This is a genomic window from Microbacterium sp. LWS13-1.2 (genome assembly GCF_040144835.1).
Lineage (GTDB): Bacteria > Actinomycetota > Actinomycetes > Actinomycetales > Microbacteriaceae > Microbacterium.
Window position 1 is genome coordinate 1,261,181 of record NZ_CP151632.1, and the last position, 17,268, is coordinate 1,278,448.

The following is a 17,268-nucleotide window of genomic DNA, read 5'->3' on the forward strand; positions in this document are numbered from 1 at the left end:
CGCCATGAGCTTAGAGCGCCTGTTGCGATCCTGAGCCCGGACCGTCCGCCGAGGCGGCAGACGGCGTGAGATCCCGCTCGATCCTCCCCGCCCGCACCGGCGGCACGACGCACACCGGGCAGTCCGCCCTCCACAGCACCTCCTGCGCGACCGAGCCGAGCAGCGTTCCGGCCAGTACTCCCCTGCGATGCGTCCCGATGAGCAGCAGAGACGATCTCGAGGCGAATCGGAGAAGGGCCGCAGATCGACTGTCGCGGATCAGCTCCTTCGTGACCGAGAGGGTGGGGCGCCGGCGCGCCACCTCTCGGGCGGTGTCGTCGAGTATCCGACGGTGTCCATCGATCACCACCGCCGGGTCCACCGTGAGCGCGGTGCCGTAGTCGAAGGTGGGGCTGGGCATCAGCCACGAATGCACCAGGCGCAGCCCCGTCCCTGTCGTGCTCGCTTCCCCGATGCCGAAGTCCAGTGCAGCGTCCGAGGAATCGTCGTCCGCGATGCCCACCGTCACGGGATCACCGCCCTCGGTCCACCCGGCAGGAACGATGCACACCGGCGTCTGGACACGCAGGCTCAGACGCAGCGGTGTCCAGCCGTTCGCGGCGGCTCGTATCGGGTGCCCGGTGTGGATCCCGATCACGACGAGGTCCGCTCCTTGCGCGGCCTCCGCGAGCGACGCGGTCACCTCCCCGTCGAGGCGATGCAGTTCGACCTCGAGGCCGGGAATGCGCTCCCGCAGGGCGGCCTCCGCCTCCGCGAGGCGCTCGACGCCCGGAGTGCGGTCCTTCGTCGAAGGCGAGGCCACCAGGACGACATCGACCTTGGTCATCCCGCGAGCCGAACGCGCCGCCGTCCAGTTGAGCGCCGAGACCGCCGCGGGGCTGCCGTCATAGCCGAGGACGATGCGTTCCATGGGAGTCTCCCTTCCCCGGTGCCGGAGTGGCTCCTCTCTTGAACGTAGCCAGGCCGATCTCGCGGGGCCGGGACGTAGGTCCCGCCGTGCGGACGCCCGCCGCCGCCACGCAGGACCAAAGCCCCGCGAATGGTCCTGCGGACGCGGTCGACTGTGGGGACAGGGAGAGGACGACATCATGTCTCATGTGGCGAACCGTTTCACCGGATGCACCATCATCGTCACGGGCGGAGGGGCGGGCATCGGCAGGGCCACGGTCGAGCGACTCGTCGCAGAGGGTGGTCGAGTCGTCGCGGTCGACGTGTCGGCGGACCGCCTGACCGCCCTGACCGACGAGGTCCAGGGCGACGTCACGACCGTCGCCGCCGACATCACCGATCCGGCGTCGACCGCTCGGATCCTGGATGCCGCCGGACCGAGGATCGACGGGCTTGCGAACGTCGCGGGGATCATGGACGGCTTCGAACCGACCGCCGAGATCGCCGACGCGACATGGGATCGTGTGCTGGCCGTGAATCTGACGGCCATGATGCGGCTGACGCGCGCCGTGCTCCCTCCGATGCTCGTGCGGGGCATGGGAAGCATCGTCAACGTCGGCTCCGAGGCGGGTCAGCGCGGCTCCGCCGCCGGCACGCCGTACACGACGTCGAAGCACGCCGTGAACGGATTCTCCAAGAGCACCGCGTTCTTCTACACGCCGAAGGGCATCCGCTGCAACGCCGTCGCGCCCGGACCCGTCGCAACCAGCATCGAAGCGCCGTTCCACTCCGAGTGGGCCGGAGAACGTCTCGGACCGCTGTTCCAGACCAATATCCCGCGCGTCGCTCGTCCCGAGGAGCTCGCCGCCGCCATCACCTGGCTGCTGAGCGACGACGCGTCGAATGTGTCGGGCGCCATCCTCTCGGTCGACGGCGGCTGGGCCTCGATCTGACCACCCGCCTCCGGGCGATCACGACCACGACCACGAGTGCGGCCGTGGTCGTGGTCGGCTGCGTGTCAGACCTTGACCGCGGAGAGTTCCGCCAGCCGCAGCCATGTCTCGACGATGGCGTCGGCGTTGAGCGACATCGAATCGATGCCGCGTGCCAGCAGCCACTCGGCCAGGTCGGGGTGGTCCGAGGGACCTTGGCCGCAGATCCCGATGTACTTGCCCCGCCGTGTGCACGCTTCGATGGCGCGTTCGAGCAGATCGAGCACCGCCGGGTCGCGCTCGTCGAAGGACGCGGCGACCAGGGCGGAGTCGCGGTCGACGCCGAGGGTCAGCTGGGTCAGGTCGTTGGAGCCGATGGAGAACCCGTCGAAGTGATCGAGGAAGGCATCCGCCAGCAGCGCGTTGGAGGGGATCTCGCACATCATCACGACCTCGAGCCCGTTCTCGCCACGGCGAAGGCCGTTCTCCGCGAGGAGGGCGACGGTCGCCGCAGCCTCGTCGACGGTGCGGACGAACGGGATCATGATCTTGAGATTCGTGAGCCCCATCCGATCGCGGACGTGGCGCAGCGCCTCGCACTCCATATCGAAGCAGGCACGGAAGCTCGGGGTCGTGTAGCGGGATGCCCCGCGCCATCCGAGCATCGGATTCTCTTCGTGGGGTTCGAAGAGGTCACCGCCGAGAAGACCGGCGTACTCGTTGGTCTTGAAGTCGCTCATCCGGACGATGACAGGTTTTGGCGCGAACGCGGCGGCGATGGTCGAGACGCCCTCCGCCACCCTCTGGACGAAGAAGTCACGGGGTGAGGGGTAGGCGGCCGTCCGCTGCGCGACCTCGCTCTTCAGCGGTTCCGCCAGCAAATCGAACTCGGCGAGCGCACGCGGGTGGATGCCGATCGCGCGGTTGATGATGAACTCCAGCCGCGCGAGGCCGACGCCGCGGTTGGGCAGCTGCGCAAGAGTGAACGCCTGGTCGGGCACGCCGACGTTCAGCATGAGGTCCACCGCGAGCTCTGGGATCCGATCCAGCGGGGTCTCTTCGATGGCGTAATCGAGGATGCCTCGGTACACGAGCCCGTCATCGCCCTCCGAACAGGCCACGGTCACGCCGGTCCCGTCGGTCAGCGTCTCTGTTCCCGTCCCCGTTCCCACGACGGCGGGGATCCCCAGCTCGCGCGCGACGATGGCGGCGTGACAGGTCCGGCCGCCGCTGTCGGTGACGATCGCCGAAGCCATCCTCATGATCGGCTCCCAGTCGGGGTCGGTGCGGTCGGCCACCAGCACGTCGCCAGTCTGGAAGAGATGCATCAGGCTGAGGTCGTGCATCACCCGCACCGGGCCGTGGCCGATCTTCTCACCGACGGCGCGACCGGCTGCGAGCACATCGCCACGCGCTCGCAGCACGTAGCGGCGCAGCACACTGCTGTCTCTCCGGGTGACGACGGTCTCAGGCCGGGCCTGAACGATGTACAGCGAGCCGTCCACGCCGTCGAGCGCCCATTCGATATCCATCGGGTGGCCGTAGTGGGATTCGATGGCGAGGGCGCCGCGCGCCAGCTCCTCGACCTGCTCGTCCGTGAGGCTGAATCGCGAACGGTCGCCGGCGGCGACGTCGGTGAGGACCGTGCTGTCGCCGACTCGCGTGCCTGCCGCATATCGGAGCGCGACCGCCTTGGTCCCCAGCTCACGGCGGAGGATCGACGGCCGCGCCGCGCGGAGAGCCGGCTTGTAGACGTAGAACTCGTCGGGATTCACGGCCCCCTGCACCACGGTCTCGCCCAGACCGTAGGCGCCCGTGATGAAGACGACATCGTCGAAGCCGGACTCGGTGTCGATCGTGAACATCACGCCCGAAGCCCCGACATCGGATCGAACCATGAGCTGCACGCCGGCGGAGATCGCGATGTCGTCCTCGTCGAATCCCCGTTGCGCCCGATAGACCAGCGCACGATCGGTGTAGAGCGAGGCGAAGACGCCTCGGATGGCCTCGAGCACGTTCTCGATGCCGTCGATGTTGAGGAACGTCTCCTGCTGTCCTGCGAAGGAGGCGTCGGGCAGGTCTTCCGCCGTCGCAGAGGATCGCACCGCCCAGGTGACCTGGTCGGGATGGGCCTGCTCGGCGACCAGCGTCGCGTACGCCGCGCGGATGTCGTCGTTCAGGCCGGCCGGGAACGGCTGACCCTCGATCCAGGTGCGGATGCGCGCCGCCACCACCGCGAGTTCACGGACGTCGCTGGTATCCAGGTCCGCCAGCTGGGCGCGGATCCGTGCCGAGAGGTCGCCGTGCGCGAGGAAGGCGCGGTACGCGTCAGCAGTCGTCGCGAAGCCCCCTGGGACACGGACGCCCGCACTGTGGATACGCGAGACCATCTCGCCGAGCGATGCGTTCTTGCCACCGACTCGTGGCAGGTCCGACATCGTGATGTCTCGGAACCAGAGCAGATTGGACATGTCGTGCGTCTCCTATGACTAGAGCCGTGAGCCGAGCGCGGGAGGAGGCGGCCAGAAGCCGAACCCGACCGCGGCGCGATCACAGCGTGTGCGCTCCTGAGGCCATGCTCTTCACGCGCCCACGGGAGCGCAGGGTCGAAGGTCCCGCCGCGGACGGCGGGACGTTCGGCCCAGTCATCGCCGAGCCGATCGAAGAGTCTGGGTGCATCAACGACGGAAGGAGCGGACGGTGAACGCACTGATCGTGTACGAGTCGATGTTCGGGAACACGCGCAAGCTCGCGGAGGCGATGGCAGGGGCGCTGGAGACGACGGGGGCCGACGTCACCGTCTCACCCGCCTGCGAGGCACCGGCCGACCTGAGCGACTACACGCTGGTCATCGTCGGAGCGCCCACCCACGCGCACAGCCTCCCCCGGCCGAAGTCTCGTGCCGAGGCCGTGGAGTGGGCGGTCGATCCGACGAAGAAGCTGAGCCTCGAGGAGACGGCCCGCTCAACGGGAGTGCGCGAGTGGCTCGAAGGGATCATGCTCGTCGGCAACCCCCGATTCGCCGTGTTCTCGACGCGAGCCGACATACCTCGGATCTTCTCGGGGGATGCGACCGCGGCGATCAGGAAGGGGCTCCGCCGCCGTCTCGCCGACGCCGACGCCCACGCCGACTTCCTCGTCGGTCTGGACAACCGGCTCCTCGAGGGCGAGGAGGGTCGGGCGAGCGAGTGGGCCGGCGGACTGGTCGCCGTGCCCAGCGCATAACGGCGGCGGCATCATGAGCACGCTGCGTGCACTCGGCATCCTGCGTCGCCCTGCCCGCCCCACGCGGTGACGGACGTCGGATGAGCGCGTACGGCACGATCGAGCGCGGTGCGGCCGCGCGAACGGTCGCGTTCGCGACCATCGCGTTCGGGATCTCGTGGAGCCTGTGGTTCCTGCATCCGGTCGTCGCTCACGACCAGAGCCTCGCACTCACTCTGGACCAGCTCGCGACCTTCGGGCCGGCGGTCGCGGCATTGCTGGTGGCCGGCCACCGGGTCGCCGCCGGCGGCACGGATGCTCAGCCCCCGCGACTGCGCGTCATCGTCGCGGCGCTCGCAACTCTGACCGTCACTGTGCTGCTCCTCTCCCCGCGATGGGCGGATGTGTCATCCCCGATGTCGGCCGCGCTGCTGGTCCTGCTGATCACGACTCCCGCAGCGCTGGTCTGGATCTCGGGAAGCCGCAACCCTCGTTTCGCGAAGCTGCTGTCCAGCATCCTGTCGCCGCGTTCGCCGTGGTGGACCTACCTCGTCGCCGTCCTGCTGTTCCCCGTGGCGAGCGCGCTGGGCAGCGGCCTGGTCACCCTGCTCGGCGCGGACGTCGGCTCGCAGCCGCTGGTGCTCGCGGAGGGATCGTGGACCGGCATCCTGATCGTCTTCGGCGTCACTCTGCTCTTCGGCGGGCCGCTCGGCGAGGAGATCGGATGGCGCGGATGGCTGCTTCCGACGTTGCAGGCGCGCCTGAGCCCGTTCCTCGCCAGCCTGATCGTGGGTGCCGTCTGGGGACTCTGGCACCTCCCGCTGCACCTGCGAGGCGTGTACGACGCCGGCATGGGCACGGGTCCGGCAGGCTTCGCCCTCCGCGTCGCCAGCAGCTGCCTGCTCGCGGTGATCTTCACCTGGCTGTACAACCGGTCGCGCGGCGGCCTGCTCGTCGTGATCCTGCTGCACACCTCGGTGAACAACACCTCGGGATACTGGCTGCCGGTGAATATCGGTCTCACGGCGGTGCTGCTCGTCATCGCCACCCTCATGGTGGTCACCGACCGGATGTACGTCCGTCCCCCGCAGGCGTCGCAACGCCGCAGCACCTGGATCCCGGCATGACCGGGCACGAGCATCACGGCCCTCACGAAGGGCGAAGGCCTGCGGCGGAGGCTTCGACGCGGCCATCCTCGCCGGAGGCGTATCTCCTGGACGAAGACGAGGTGCTCGCACGCTACGGCACGCGCCGTGAAGGACTCACGTCGGAAGAGGTCATGGCACTCCGAGCCGAGTACGGCGACAATGTGATCGTCCGCGTGCACACGGAGCCGCTGGCGCTACGGTTCCTCCGCCAGTTCAAGGACTGGATGATCGTGCTGCTACTCGTCTGCGCCGCCATCACGGCATACCTGGGTGATTTGCTGACATCCGGGGTGCTCGTGCTGCTGGTCCTGCTCAACACATCGATCGGGTTCTTCCAGGAGTACCGCTCGGGCAAGACGATGGAGGCTCTGCAGCATCTGTCGCTCTCCCGCAGTCAGGTGCTCCGGGACGGAACCCTCACCGAACTCGACTCGACAGAGCTGGTCGTCGGCGATGTCGTCCGCCTGACGGAGGGCGCTTCGGTGCCGGCGGACACACGACTGATCGAGGCGAGCGCGTTCGCCACCAACGAGTTCGCCCTCACCGGCGAGAGCGATCCGACCCGCAAGTACACCCACCGCATCGCGACCGACGTCATGGTCGCCGAGAGACACAACGTCGCGCACGCCGGCACCACCGTGGCGACCGGCGAGGCAGTGGGGGTTGTGGTCGCCACCGGAACCCACTCGGAGCTCGGGCGCATCGCACAGCTCGCCGACGCGGCGCCGCAGACGCTGAGCCCCCTCCAGCGCGAGATGGGTCACATCGGCAGAGTGATCACCTACGCCACGTTCACCCTGGCACTCGTTCTCCTGGTGGTCGCGGTGTGGGCAGATCTGCCCCTGCACGAGGCGGTGCTCTTCACCGTCGGATTCGCCAGCGCCGTGATACCCCAGGGCCTTCCGGCCGAGGTAAACACCGCTCTGGCGCAGGCAGCCTCGAGCCTCGCCGCTCGCAACGCGCTCGTGAAGCGATTGAGCGCCGTCGAGACGCTCGGCTCCACCCAGGTGATCTGCACCGACAAGACCGGAACGCTCACCAAGAACGAGATGACCGTCACCGGACTCGTGGCGGCCGGTCAGGAGTACATCGTTCGCGGGACCGGCTATGAGCCCGCCGGCGATGTCGAGTGGGCAGCCGACGCCGACGCCGAGACACCACGCGATCGCGCCCGCCTCGTCGGCTTCCTCCGCGCGGGCGTGCTGGCCAGCAACGCCCGCCTGCTTCCCCCCGACGAGAAGCACCCGGCCTGGCATATCCTCGGCGACCCGACGGAGGCAGCGCTCCTCACCGTCGCCGCCAAGGCCGGCATCGACGTCCCCCGCGAGCGCCGGGAGCAGCGCAAGGTGCGCGAGTTCCCCTTCGATTCGTCGCGCAAGCTGATGACGGCCGTCCGCGAATCTCCCGACGGCACCCTGACCGCCTGGGTCAAGGGCGCGCCGGAGGCGGTCGTCGCGCGGGCCAGCCACATCGACGATGGCGGCGGCATCCGTCCCCTCACCGATGCCGACAGAGATGCCTTCCTCGCGCTCCACATCGCACGATCCGACCGCGGTCTGCGCAACCTCGCCTACGCCTCGCGCGCGGCGACGCCTGCCGACGTGGCCGCGGTCGACCCGCTGGCCGTCGAGACGGGTCTGGTGCTCCTGGGGCTCGTCTCGATGGTCGACCCCATCCGCGATGAGGTTCCCGATGCGATGCGGCGTGCCATCGACGCCCGCGTCAAGGTGAACATCATCACCGGGGACTTCTCCCGTACGGCTGAGGCGATCGCCCGCCAGGCGGGACTCGATCACGACCACGCGCTGACGGTCGTCACCGAAGACGAGCTGCGCCTCATGCGCGACGACGAGGTGCTCTCCCGGGCGCTCGCGGGCGGCACCGTGTTCAGCCGCGTGGACCCCACCGACAAGACACGTATCGTCGATCTGGTCAAGAAGTCCGGTCGGATCGTGGCTGTCACGGGTGATGGCATCAACGACGCCCCGGCTCTTCGGCACGCCAGCATCGGCGTCGCCATGGGCGCGTCGGGCACCGACGTCGCGAAAGAGGCAGCCGAGATCGTCCTGCTCGACGACAGCTTCTCGACCTTGGTCGGCGCCGTCGAACAGGGGCGCGTGATCTACGCCAACATCAGCAAGGGCGTGATCAGCTGTCTCACGTCGAACGCCGCCGAGCTCGTCGTCAACATCGTGAGCCTCGTCCTCGCCACGGTCGCGGGTCTGCCACTCGCGATCAACGTCATGCAGATCCTCGCCATCGATCTGCTGGGCGAGCTGCTGCCCATCGCCGCGTTGGGGCGCGATCCCGAGGAGGGCTCGGTAATGAAGCACGCACCGCGAGACCCGAAATCGCACATCGTCGGGCTGCGCAGCATCGGCAACCTGATGTACGCGGGTTCGATCATCGGCGTGCTGGCGATCGGCAACTATCTGCTGTTCTTCCAGCGAGAAGGGTCGTTCCCCTTCGCCGGGCCCGTCGATGCCTCACTGGTAGCACCGGCGACCACGATGACCTACGTCACGGTGCTCGTGTGCCAGTTCTTCAACATCACGCAGCGGCGCAGCGAGCGCGGGCTGTTCACGCGCTACATCTTCTCCAACCCCACCTACTGGCTCGCCTGCGTCGCGGGCATCGGCATCATGCTCGCCATCGTCTACGTGCCCTGGCTGCAGACGGCGTTCCGCACCGGCCCGCTCGACGCGACGGACTGGGCCCTCGTGCTGCTCGCCGCTCTGATCTTCGTCGCGATCCGCGAGGCCGGACTCGCGCTGCGCAGACACGATCGCTGTGCGCGCGGACCGCGACCGACTCACGGCGAGCGCGGGCGTGCGGCCCGCGAGATCCGACCGGCCAGCACCTAGTCCGGATCGGGCAGGGTGGCGGCTCGCGAAGGATCGGGACCTTCGACCCTGTTCGCCGGCGGGATCCGGGAGTGGACTGGGTTCGACGGAATGAGGTTGGACAGGTCGACGGACGACAAGCACGGTGTGGAGCGGGGTCAGAGGTGGACGCCATGCGCGACCTCCCCCGTTCTCTCCGAGGGCGTCGAGGACTTCGGTGTCCTGGGCGCGGCGCGATGCGCACCTCGACGACTTGTGCGGCATCCGGGGGGATGCCGCACAGGTCGCAACTCCGGCATGAAGGCGCGGCTGCGGCGACCGGCTGCACTGGCGGCCGCTGACCGGCTGTACTGGCGGCCGCTGAGGACGCCGGCCGATCGCGTCACGCCAGGCGGGTGGTCGCCTCCGGCCGCGCTGCCAGGGTGGCGGCGGTGCGGACGATCGTCTGCTGCATGACCTCGACCGCCGGTGTGGGGGCGATGTCGGCGACACGCGCGATGCTGATCGTGCGCGTGAGCGTCGGCTCCGTGAGACGCACCGCCCGCAGCCCCTTGCGCTCGATCATCACCATCGCCGGGACGATGGCGACGCCGATCCCGCGCTCCACGAACCGGAGCACGGCATCCATCTCCGCGCCTTCGATGACCGCGCGGGGCCACAGCCCCGCCGCCTCGAAGGCGGCATCGGTCGTGCTGCGGAGGTCATACGTCGGGCTGAAGGCGACCTGCGGCAGATCGGCGACCTCACGGAGCGTGATGCTGTCATGCGAGGCCAGCGGCGGTGCGTCGCCGGACGAGATGACGACGAGCTCCTCGAGCAGAAGGGGGGTCACGGTGAATCTCTCGGTGGATGACCCGCCCGACGTCGTGACCAGCGCGAGGTCCAGCTCGCCGCCGGCGAGAGCGTCGAGCAGCCCACGCGATCCTCGTTCCGTGATGTGCAGCTCGATCGCGGGGTGCGCGGCGTGGAACGCCCCCAGCACCTCGGCGACCAGGCTGATGCAGAGTGTCGGCGTGGCGCCGAGGCGCACACGCCCGCGCCGCAGCCCGGCCAGCGCATTGAGCTCCCGGCGGACGGATTCCGCGTCGGCGAGCATGCGGCGCGCCAACGGGAGGAGCGACTCACCGGCCGAGGTGAGCGTGCTGCCCGCGCGCGCACGGTGGAACAGCTCCGCGCCGAGATCCTGCTCGAGCGTGCCGATCTGACGGCTGAGGGACGGCTGAGCGAGGTGCAGCTGCTCGGCGGCCCGCGTGAAGTTGCCGAGCTCGGCCACGCTGACGAAGGCGCGGAGCTGTTCGAGATTCACGTTTCATAGCATAATGCTATGGATACGAACAGAAAGATGCATTGGAGTAATCGTCTCGATGTTCTTACCGTTAAGCCGTGAGTACTTCCGAGCGCCAGCTTTCCACCACCGTCCTCGTCATCGGCACCGGGGGTTCCGGACTCCGCGCAGCCATCGAACTCGCCGAGGCAGGGGTCGACGTCATCACCCTCGGCAAGCGTCCCAAATCGGACGCCCACACCTCCCTGGCCGCTGGTGGCATCAACGCCGCCCTCGGCACCATGGATGCCGACGACAGCTGGCAGCAGCATGCGGCCGACACGCTGAAGGAGAGCTATCTGCTCGCCAACCCCCACACCGTCGAGGTCGTCACCTCGGGCGCCTCCCGCGGCATCGAGGACCTCGAGCGGTACGGCATGCCGTTCGCCCGCGAGGACGACGGACGCATCTCGCAGCGATTCTTCGGCGCGCACACGTACCGTCGCACCGCGTTCGCGGGCGACTACACCGGACTGGAGATCCAGCGCACCCTCATCAACCGCGCGGCTCAGCTGCAGGTGCCCATCCTCGACACCGTGTACGTCACGCGCATCCTCGTCAACGACGACGGCGCGGTCTTCGGCGCATACGGCTTCGACCTCGAGGACGGCACGCGCTACCTCATCCACGCGGATGCCGTGATCCTCGCGGCGGGCGGACACAACCGGATCTGGCGGCGCACCTCCTCGCGACGCGACGAGAACACCGGCGACTCGTTCCGTCTCGCCGTCGAAGCCGGCGGCCGCCTGCGCGACCCGGAGCTCGTCCAGTTCCACCCGAGCGGCATCATCGAACCCGAGAACGCGGCGGGCACCCTCATCTCGGAGGCGGCACGCGGCGAAGGCGGCATCCTGCGCAACGGCCTCGGCGAGCGCTTCATGCACCGCTACGACCCGGAGCGGCTCGAGCTCTCCACACGCGACCGTGTCGCACTGGCCTGCTACACCGAGATCAAGGAGGGGCGCGGCACCCCGAACGGCGGCGTGTGGCTGGATGTCTCGCACCTGCCGCGCGAGACGATCATGACCCGTCTGCCTCGCGTGTACCAGACGATGCTCGAGCTGCAGATGCTCGACATCACCCAGGAGCCGATCGAGATCGCGCCCACCGCCCACTACTCGATGGGCGGCGTCTGGGTGCGCTCCTCGGATCACTCCACCGACGTCCCCGGTCTCTACGCCATCGGCGAGGCCTCCTCGGGCCTGCACGGCGCGAACCGCCTGGGCGGAAACTCGCTGATCGAGCTCCTCGTGTTCGGGCGCATCGTCGGGCGGGCCGCCGCGGACTACTCCGCGTCGCTGCCGGCACAGCGTCGTTCCGCGTCCGCGGTGGCCGCGGCTCGCTCGGAGATCTCCGACCTGCTCACCGCGTCGGGGACCGAGAACGTGCGCGCGCTGCAGCGTGCCATCCGCGACACGATGACCGAGCACGCCGGGGTGGTGCGTGACGAGCAGGGCCTTCTGACCGGTCTCGCGGAGCTCGACGCCATCGAGGCACGCATGGCCGACATCGGCGTGCACCCCGACATCGCGGGCTACCACGACCTCGCCCACGCGTTCGACCTGAAGTCGGCGGCTCTCGCCGCACGCGCGACCCTCGAAGCGGCGCTCGAACGCCGCGAGACCCGCGGCTGCCACAACCGCAGTGACTTCCCCGACATCGACCCGGAGCTGCAGGTCAACCTCGTCTGGTCGCCGACGACCGGTGTCGTCCGCGAGCCGATTCCCCAGATCCCGGCCGAGATCGCGGCGCTCATGCGCGAGGTGTCGGTCGCCGGGAAGCTCGTCGAGTAGCGCCGTACGGCGGCCACCGCGGCACGCCTCCACTCTTCACACCCGCAGCGTCAGGGGAACTCTCGGTCAGCTGTAGCCCGTTCGCTGACATGCTGCAACCCCCAGAGGTGTCTGGAGGGCATGCGAGTAGAAAGGCAGAGTGAAGAGAGTGACGTACGCGGGAAGCGAATTCGTGACCGGGGATGACATCGCGTCGGCACTGCTCAGCTGCGGTCGGGCGCTGGCGGAGGCCGGCGAGGCCGAGGCCGTGACAGTTCCGTCATGGGAGGAGGGCGGCACGATCACCGGGGTGATGATACTCATCGGCCCGGCGAGCCAGATCGTCGTCCAAGACGCCCATGTCGACGCGGATGAACTCGTCGACGCCACCGCCGTAGCGCGGCTGAGCGCGATCGAGCGCCGCCTGAGGCCGGTTGCGGCCTTCGACGTCGACGGCCGGACTGACGGCTGGGACGGCGACAACCGCAGTCAGGCCTGGGACGGCGAGATCTGACGACCGGAGATCTGACGGCTTGAGCATCCCGCTCCCGCAGCGAGCGGGACGCCGACGCGTGCGAAGGCACGGACGATGCGGTGCGCCGTCGACCACACGCTACTGCAGACAGAATTCGTTGCCCTCGGGGTCCCTCATCTGGAAGTAGGTCTCGGGCCACGGACCCCAGGTCTGGTCGACCAGGCGCACGACCTCGGCCCCCAGGGCGACGAGTCGATCCTTCTCGGCGTCGAGCTCTTCGCGCGTCGGATGCCGGCCGGGTGTGGCGCTGATGTCGAGATGCAGCCGGTTGCGCCCGTGTTTCGCGTCGTCGGCGTGGTGGAAGAACAGCCTCGGTCCCACACCTTCGGGATCCTCGGCCAAGCCGCGCTTGGCGAGGTCCGTCTCCGTCAGTCCGGCGGCGAGCAGCTCGTCCTTCAGCGGGTCGTCCCAGGTGGCCTCGGGATAGCCGAACACGGCGGCCCAGAAGCGGGCGAGCGCCGGAGGATCGTCGGCGTAGAACGTGATGTTCCCGAGTTTGCCGGCCATGACGACCTCTCTCCCGCGGCGTCGGCGCCGCGACATCCGTCACGCTAGCCCTCCCCCCTGACACGCCTCAGCGGAAGTCCCTCGCGCGGTGCTGCACGCCCACACGGAGGTCTTCGAACCGGTCGGCGATGAGGTTCGTCACCCCCTCGGCCGAACGCTCCAGAATGCCGCGGGCGATGAGCGCCGGCGAATCGCGCACGACCCGGCGATACCTGTTCCAGACCCCGAGCGAGCACACGACGTTCACAAGGCCATGCTCGTCCTCGAGGTTGAGGAAGGTGATTCCGGATGCCGTGGCCGGCCGCTGCCGGTGGGTCACGAGTCCGGCGACCTCGACGCGGCGACCGACCTCGTGGCTGCGCAGTTCGCGAGACGTCAGGACGCCGCGACCGTCGAGCCCGGAGCGGTAGTGCGTCAGCGGGTGGTCGTCGGTCGAGATGCCGGTGGCCCAGAGGTCGGCGGCCAGCCGCTCGTAGCTGGTGGGATCGGTGAACAGCGGCGGCTGCACCGCGATAAGGGAGTCCGGCAGGAACTCGGGGCGATCCTGCGCTGCGGATCCGGCCAGCCAGATCGCCTCGCGCCGGCTGAGGCCGAGGCACTCGAACGCCCCCGCGGTGGCGAGCGCCTCGACCTGCGTCGCCGTGATGCTGGTGCGCCGCACCAGGTCGCGCTGGTCGCGGAAAAGGCCACCGGCCTCGCGTGCCGCGACGATGCGCTGCGCGACGGTCGCGCCGATCCCCTTGACCCCGGCGAGGCCGAGTCGCACCGCGTACCCGCCGTCGCGCCGATGCGTCGCCGACTCGTCGGGTGCGTCGAGGTCGAAGAGCCCGACCGGCGGCTGGTCGCGTTCGAGGCAGGAGTCCATGCCGGTGGGCTCCGCTCGTTGAGCGGAGGGCGCTCTAGCGCCCGCAGACGAAGCGCCCCGGGCATCCGCAGACCTCGGGTCGAGGTCGTCCGCGTGCTCGCTGCGTTTCGTCTCTGCGTTTCGACTCGCAAGCCCGCTCAACGACCGAGAGGCCGGCTCCACGCCCTCGAGCACGGCCTCGGCGCCCGACAGGTGCAGGTCGGGGCGACGCACCTCGACCCCGTGGTGGCGTGCGTCGCCCACGAGGGTCGCCGGCGAGTAGAAGCCCATCGGCTGTGCCCGCAGCAGTCCGGTGAGGAACGCCGCCGGGTAATGCAGCTTGATCCACGAGCTGGCGTACACGAGCAGTGCGAACGACAGCGAGTGCGACTCGGCGAATCCGAAGTTCGCGAACGCCTGGATCTTGGCGTAGATCGCGTCGGCCTCCTCGCCCACGAGTCCGTTCTCGGCCATGCCCGCGTACAGCTTCTCTTTCAGCGAATCGATGCGCTCCACTCCGCGCTTCGATCCCATAGCCCGTCGCAGCAGGTCGGCGTCCTCGCCGGTGAGCCCGCCGACGGCCATGCCCATCTGCATGAGCTGCTCCTGAAACACCGGGATGCCGAGCGTGCGCTCGAGCACCGGCACGAGCTTGGGGTGGGCGTAGGTCACCTTCTCCTGCCCGAGCTTGCGCTTGACGAACGGATGCACGGCCCCGCCCTGGATGGGCCCGGGGCGGATGAGCGCGATCTCGATGACGAGGTCGTAGAACCGCCGCGGCTGCAGGCGCGGCAGGAGTCCCATCTGCGCACGCGACTCGACCTGGAAGACGCCGATCGAGTCGGCGCGGCACAGCATGTCGTAGACCGCCTTCTCCTCCTTCGGGATCGTCGACAGCTCCCAGTCCTCCCCCGTCGAGGCGCGGATCATGTCGAAGCAGTACTGCAGGGCCGCCAGCATCCCGAGCCCCAGCAGGTCGAACTTCACGAGCCCCATCCAGGCGGCGTCGTCCTTGTCCCACTGGATCACCGTGCGGTTCTCCATGCGGGCGTGCTCGATCGGCACGACCTCGCCCACCGGCCGGTCGGTGAGCACCATGCCGCCGGAGTGGATGCCGAGATGCCGCGGCGCCTTGAGGAGCTCGGACGCGAACTCGAGCACCTGATCGGGGATGTCGTGGCCGGCGCCCGTCTCCAGGAGCGCCCCCCACCCTTCGATCTGCTTCGACCAGGCGTCCTGCTGCCCCGGCGAATGCCCCAGCGCCTTGGCCATGTCGCGCACGGCGTTCTTGGGCCGGTACTGGATGACGTTCGCGACCTGCGCGGCGCGGTCGCGCCCGTACTCCTGGTAGACCCACTGGATGATCTCTTCCCGACGATCGGAGTCGAAGTCGACGTCGATGTCGGGCTCCTCCTCGCGCAGGCTCGACAGGAACCGCTCGAAGGGCAGGTCGTAGCCGATCGCGTCGACCGCCGTGATATCGAGCAGATAGCAGATCGCACTATTGGCCGCCGACCCCCGCCCTTGACACAGGATGCCGCGGCGCCGCGCCTCCTGGACGATGCCGTGCACGATCAGGAAGTAACCGGGGAAGTCCTTCAGCTCGATGACACCGAGCTCCTTCTCGATGCGCGCCCGGTTCTCCTCGGTCAGGTGGGGGTACTTGCGCGGCACGGCATCCCACACGAGCTTGCGCAGCCACGACATCGGCGTGTGCCCCTCGGGCACCTTCTGCTTCGGCAGCGCGGGCTTGGCCTTGCGCAGCGGAAAGGCGAGCTCGTCGGCGAGCGTCACGGTGCGGGCGACGGCATCCGGGAACCTCACGAAGCGCTCCGCCATCTCGGCGCCCGACCGCAGGTGCGCCCCGGCGTGGGCCGGAAGCCAGCCGTCGAGCTCGTCGAGTCCGCGGTTGGCACGCACCGCCGCGACGGCCGCGGCGAGCAGCTGCCTCTTCGGGACCGCGTAGTGCACGTTGTTCGTCGCCAGCAGCGGCAGCCCGCGCTCGCGCGCGAGCCCCGCGAGCACGTCATTGTCGCGGGTGTCGAGCGGGTTGCCGTGGTCGATGAGCTCGACGTGGACGGCGTCGCGCCCGAACAGCGTCACGAGGCGGTCGAGCTCGTGAGCCGCGGCATCCGCCCCCGCCTTCCCCGGCGCGGATGCCAGCGCGCGGCGCACGGCGCCCTTGCGACAGCCGGTGAGCACCGCCCACTCCCCCGCCGCCTGCTCGGCGAGCTCGTCGAGGCCGTAGACCGGACGCCCCTTCTCGGCCCCCTGCAGCTGCGCGTGCGTGATCGCGCCGGCCAGCCGGTGGTAGCCCTCCTCGCCGCGGGCGAGCACGAGCAGATGCGCGCCGGCCGGGTCGGGCTCACCGTTCTGCGGCTTCGGCAGCTCGAGCGACAGCTCGGCGCCGAACACGGTCTTCAGCTGCAGCGCCTCGACGGCCTCGGCGAACCGGACGATGCCGTAGAAGCCGTCGTGGTCGGTGATCGCGAGGGCGTGCAGTCCCAGGCGCTCGGCCTCTTCGGCGAGCTCCTCCGGAGAGGAGGCGCCGTCGAGGAACGAGTACGACGAGTGCGCGTGCAGCTCGGCGTACGGGATGGCGTCTGCCGGACGCTCGATCTCGGGTGCGACATACGGCCCGCGCTTATGCGACCACGCCGGGCTGTCACCGCCGTCCGCACCGACCGGCGGTGCCTCGGGCCTGCGACGGCCGCTCAGCACGCGCTCCATCTCGGACCACGGAACGCCCGGGTTGTTGAAGCCCATCAGCCCTCACCACGATCCCGGTCGTTGAGCGAGCGCAGCGAGACGAAACGCGCCGCATCGACGCCGTTCGTCGGCCCGGGGCGTTTCGTCTCTGCGTTTCGACTCGCAAGCTCGCTCAACGACCGGGACAACGATCTCGGTCGTTGAGCGAGGGAGCGCCAGCGACCGAGACGAAACGCCTCGAATCTCACTGCTACGCCCGGCCCGGGACGTCTCGTCTCTGCGTTTCGACTCGCAAGCTCGCTCAACGACCGGGACAACGATCTCGGTCGTTGAGCGAGGGAGCGCCAGCGACCGAGACGAAACGCCTCGAATCTCACTGCTACGCCCGGCCCGGAACGTCTCGTCTCTGCGTTTCGACTCGCAAGCTCGCTCAACGACCGGGACAACGATCTCGGTCGTTGAGCGAGGGAGCGCCAGCGACCGAGACGAAACGCCTCGAACCTCACTGCTACGCCCGGCCCGGAACGTCTCGTCTCTGCCTTTCGACTCGCAAGCTCGCTCA

At 69.1% G+C, this 17,268-nt stretch carries 11 protein-coding genes; 6 read left to right on the forward strand and 5 right to left on the reverse strand.

All coding sequences use genetic code 11. From position 1 onward, the window contains the following. Positions 1-10: 10 nt before the first annotated feature. Positions 11-910 (reverse strand): universal stress protein, encoded by a 900-nt coding sequence (locus MRBLWS13_RS06080; RefSeq protein ID WP_349428126.1) that lies wholly within the window; start codon positions 908-910, stop codon positions 11-13. 178 nt (positions 911-1,088) lie between these two features. On the opposite strand from MRBLWS13_RS06080, the gene MRBLWS13_RS06085 reads away from it, so the two are divergent. Continuing rightward, positions 1,089-1,841: an SDR family NAD(P)-dependent oxidoreductase gene (locus MRBLWS13_RS06085; RefSeq protein ID WP_349428127.1), complete on the forward strand. Its 753-nt coding sequence runs from the start codon at positions 1,089-1,091 to the stop codon at positions 1,839-1,841. Between the two features lie 65 nt (positions 1,842-1,906). Here MRBLWS13_RS06085 and ppsA read toward each other — a convergent pair whose 3' ends face one another. Further along, positions 1,907-4,291: a phosphoenolpyruvate synthase gene (ppsA, locus tag MRBLWS13_RS06090; protein WP_349428128.1), complete on the reverse strand. Its 2,385-nt coding sequence runs from the start codon at positions 4,289-4,291 to the stop codon at positions 1,907-1,909. Between the two features lie 229 nt (positions 4,292-4,520). Here ppsA and MRBLWS13_RS06095 point away from each other — a divergent pair, with 229 nt between their 5' ends. From MRBLWS13_RS06095 to MRBLWS13_RS06105, 3 genes are all read left to right on the forward strand, one after another. After that, complete coding sequence (locus MRBLWS13_RS06095; protein WP_349428129.1) at positions 4,521-5,045, forward strand: flavodoxin domain-containing protein; 525 nt, start codon at positions 4,521-4,523, stop codon at positions 5,043-5,045. An 80-nt stretch (positions 5,046-5,125) separates the two neighbouring features. After that, positions 5,126-6,151: a type II CAAX endopeptidase family protein gene (locus MRBLWS13_RS06100; protein WP_349428130.1), complete on the forward strand. Its 1,026-nt coding sequence runs from the start codon at positions 5,126-5,128 to the stop codon at positions 6,149-6,151. Then, a complete protein-coding gene (locus MRBLWS13_RS06105) occupies positions 6,148-9,036 on the forward strand; it encodes a cation-transporting P-type ATPase (RefSeq protein ID WP_349428131.1) in 2,889 nt (962 codons plus the stop codon). Before MRBLWS13_RS06100 ends, MRBLWS13_RS06105 begins: the two co-directional genes overlap by 4 nt. A gap of 361 nt (positions 9,037-9,397) precedes the next feature. Here the strand turns inward: MRBLWS13_RS06105 and MRBLWS13_RS06110 are convergent, their stop codons facing one another. After that, positions 9,398-10,321: a LysR substrate-binding domain-containing protein gene (locus MRBLWS13_RS06110; RefSeq protein ID WP_349428132.1), complete on the reverse strand. Its 924-nt coding sequence runs from the start codon at positions 10,319-10,321 to the stop codon at positions 9,398-9,400. Positions 10,322-10,398: 77 nt separating this feature from the next. Here MRBLWS13_RS06110 and MRBLWS13_RS06115 point away from each other — a divergent pair, with 77 nt between their 5' ends. Beyond that, positions 10,399-12,132, forward strand: coding sequence for an FAD-dependent oxidoreductase (locus MRBLWS13_RS06115; RefSeq protein WP_349428133.1), 1,734 nt, complete (start codon positions 10,399-10,401; stop codon positions 12,130-12,132). Positions 12,133-12,271: 139 nt separating this feature from the next. Next, the gene (locus MRBLWS13_RS06120) at positions 12,272-12,625 is read left to right on the forward strand and encodes a hypothetical protein (RefSeq protein WP_349428134.1); all 354 of its coding nucleotides are present in this window, start codon (positions 12,272-12,274) and stop codon (positions 12,623-12,625) included. A gap of 99 nt (positions 12,626-12,724) precedes the next feature. Here the strand turns inward: MRBLWS13_RS06120 and MRBLWS13_RS06125 are convergent, their stop codons facing one another. Together MRBLWS13_RS06125 and MRBLWS13_RS06130 are read right to left on the reverse strand one after the other, a co-directional pair. Continuing rightward, positions 12,725-13,153, reverse strand: a complete 429-nt coding sequence (locus MRBLWS13_RS06125) for a VOC family protein (protein ID WP_349428135.1) — start codon at positions 13,151-13,153, stop codon at positions 12,725-12,727. 67 nt (positions 13,154-13,220) lie between these two features. Beyond that, the gene (locus MRBLWS13_RS06130) at positions 13,221-16,763 is read right to left on the reverse strand and encodes an error-prone DNA polymerase (protein WP_349428136.1); all 3,543 of its coding nucleotides are present in this window, start codon (positions 16,761-16,763) and stop codon (positions 13,221-13,223) included. Between the last annotated feature and the right edge of the window lie 505 nt (positions 16,764-17,268).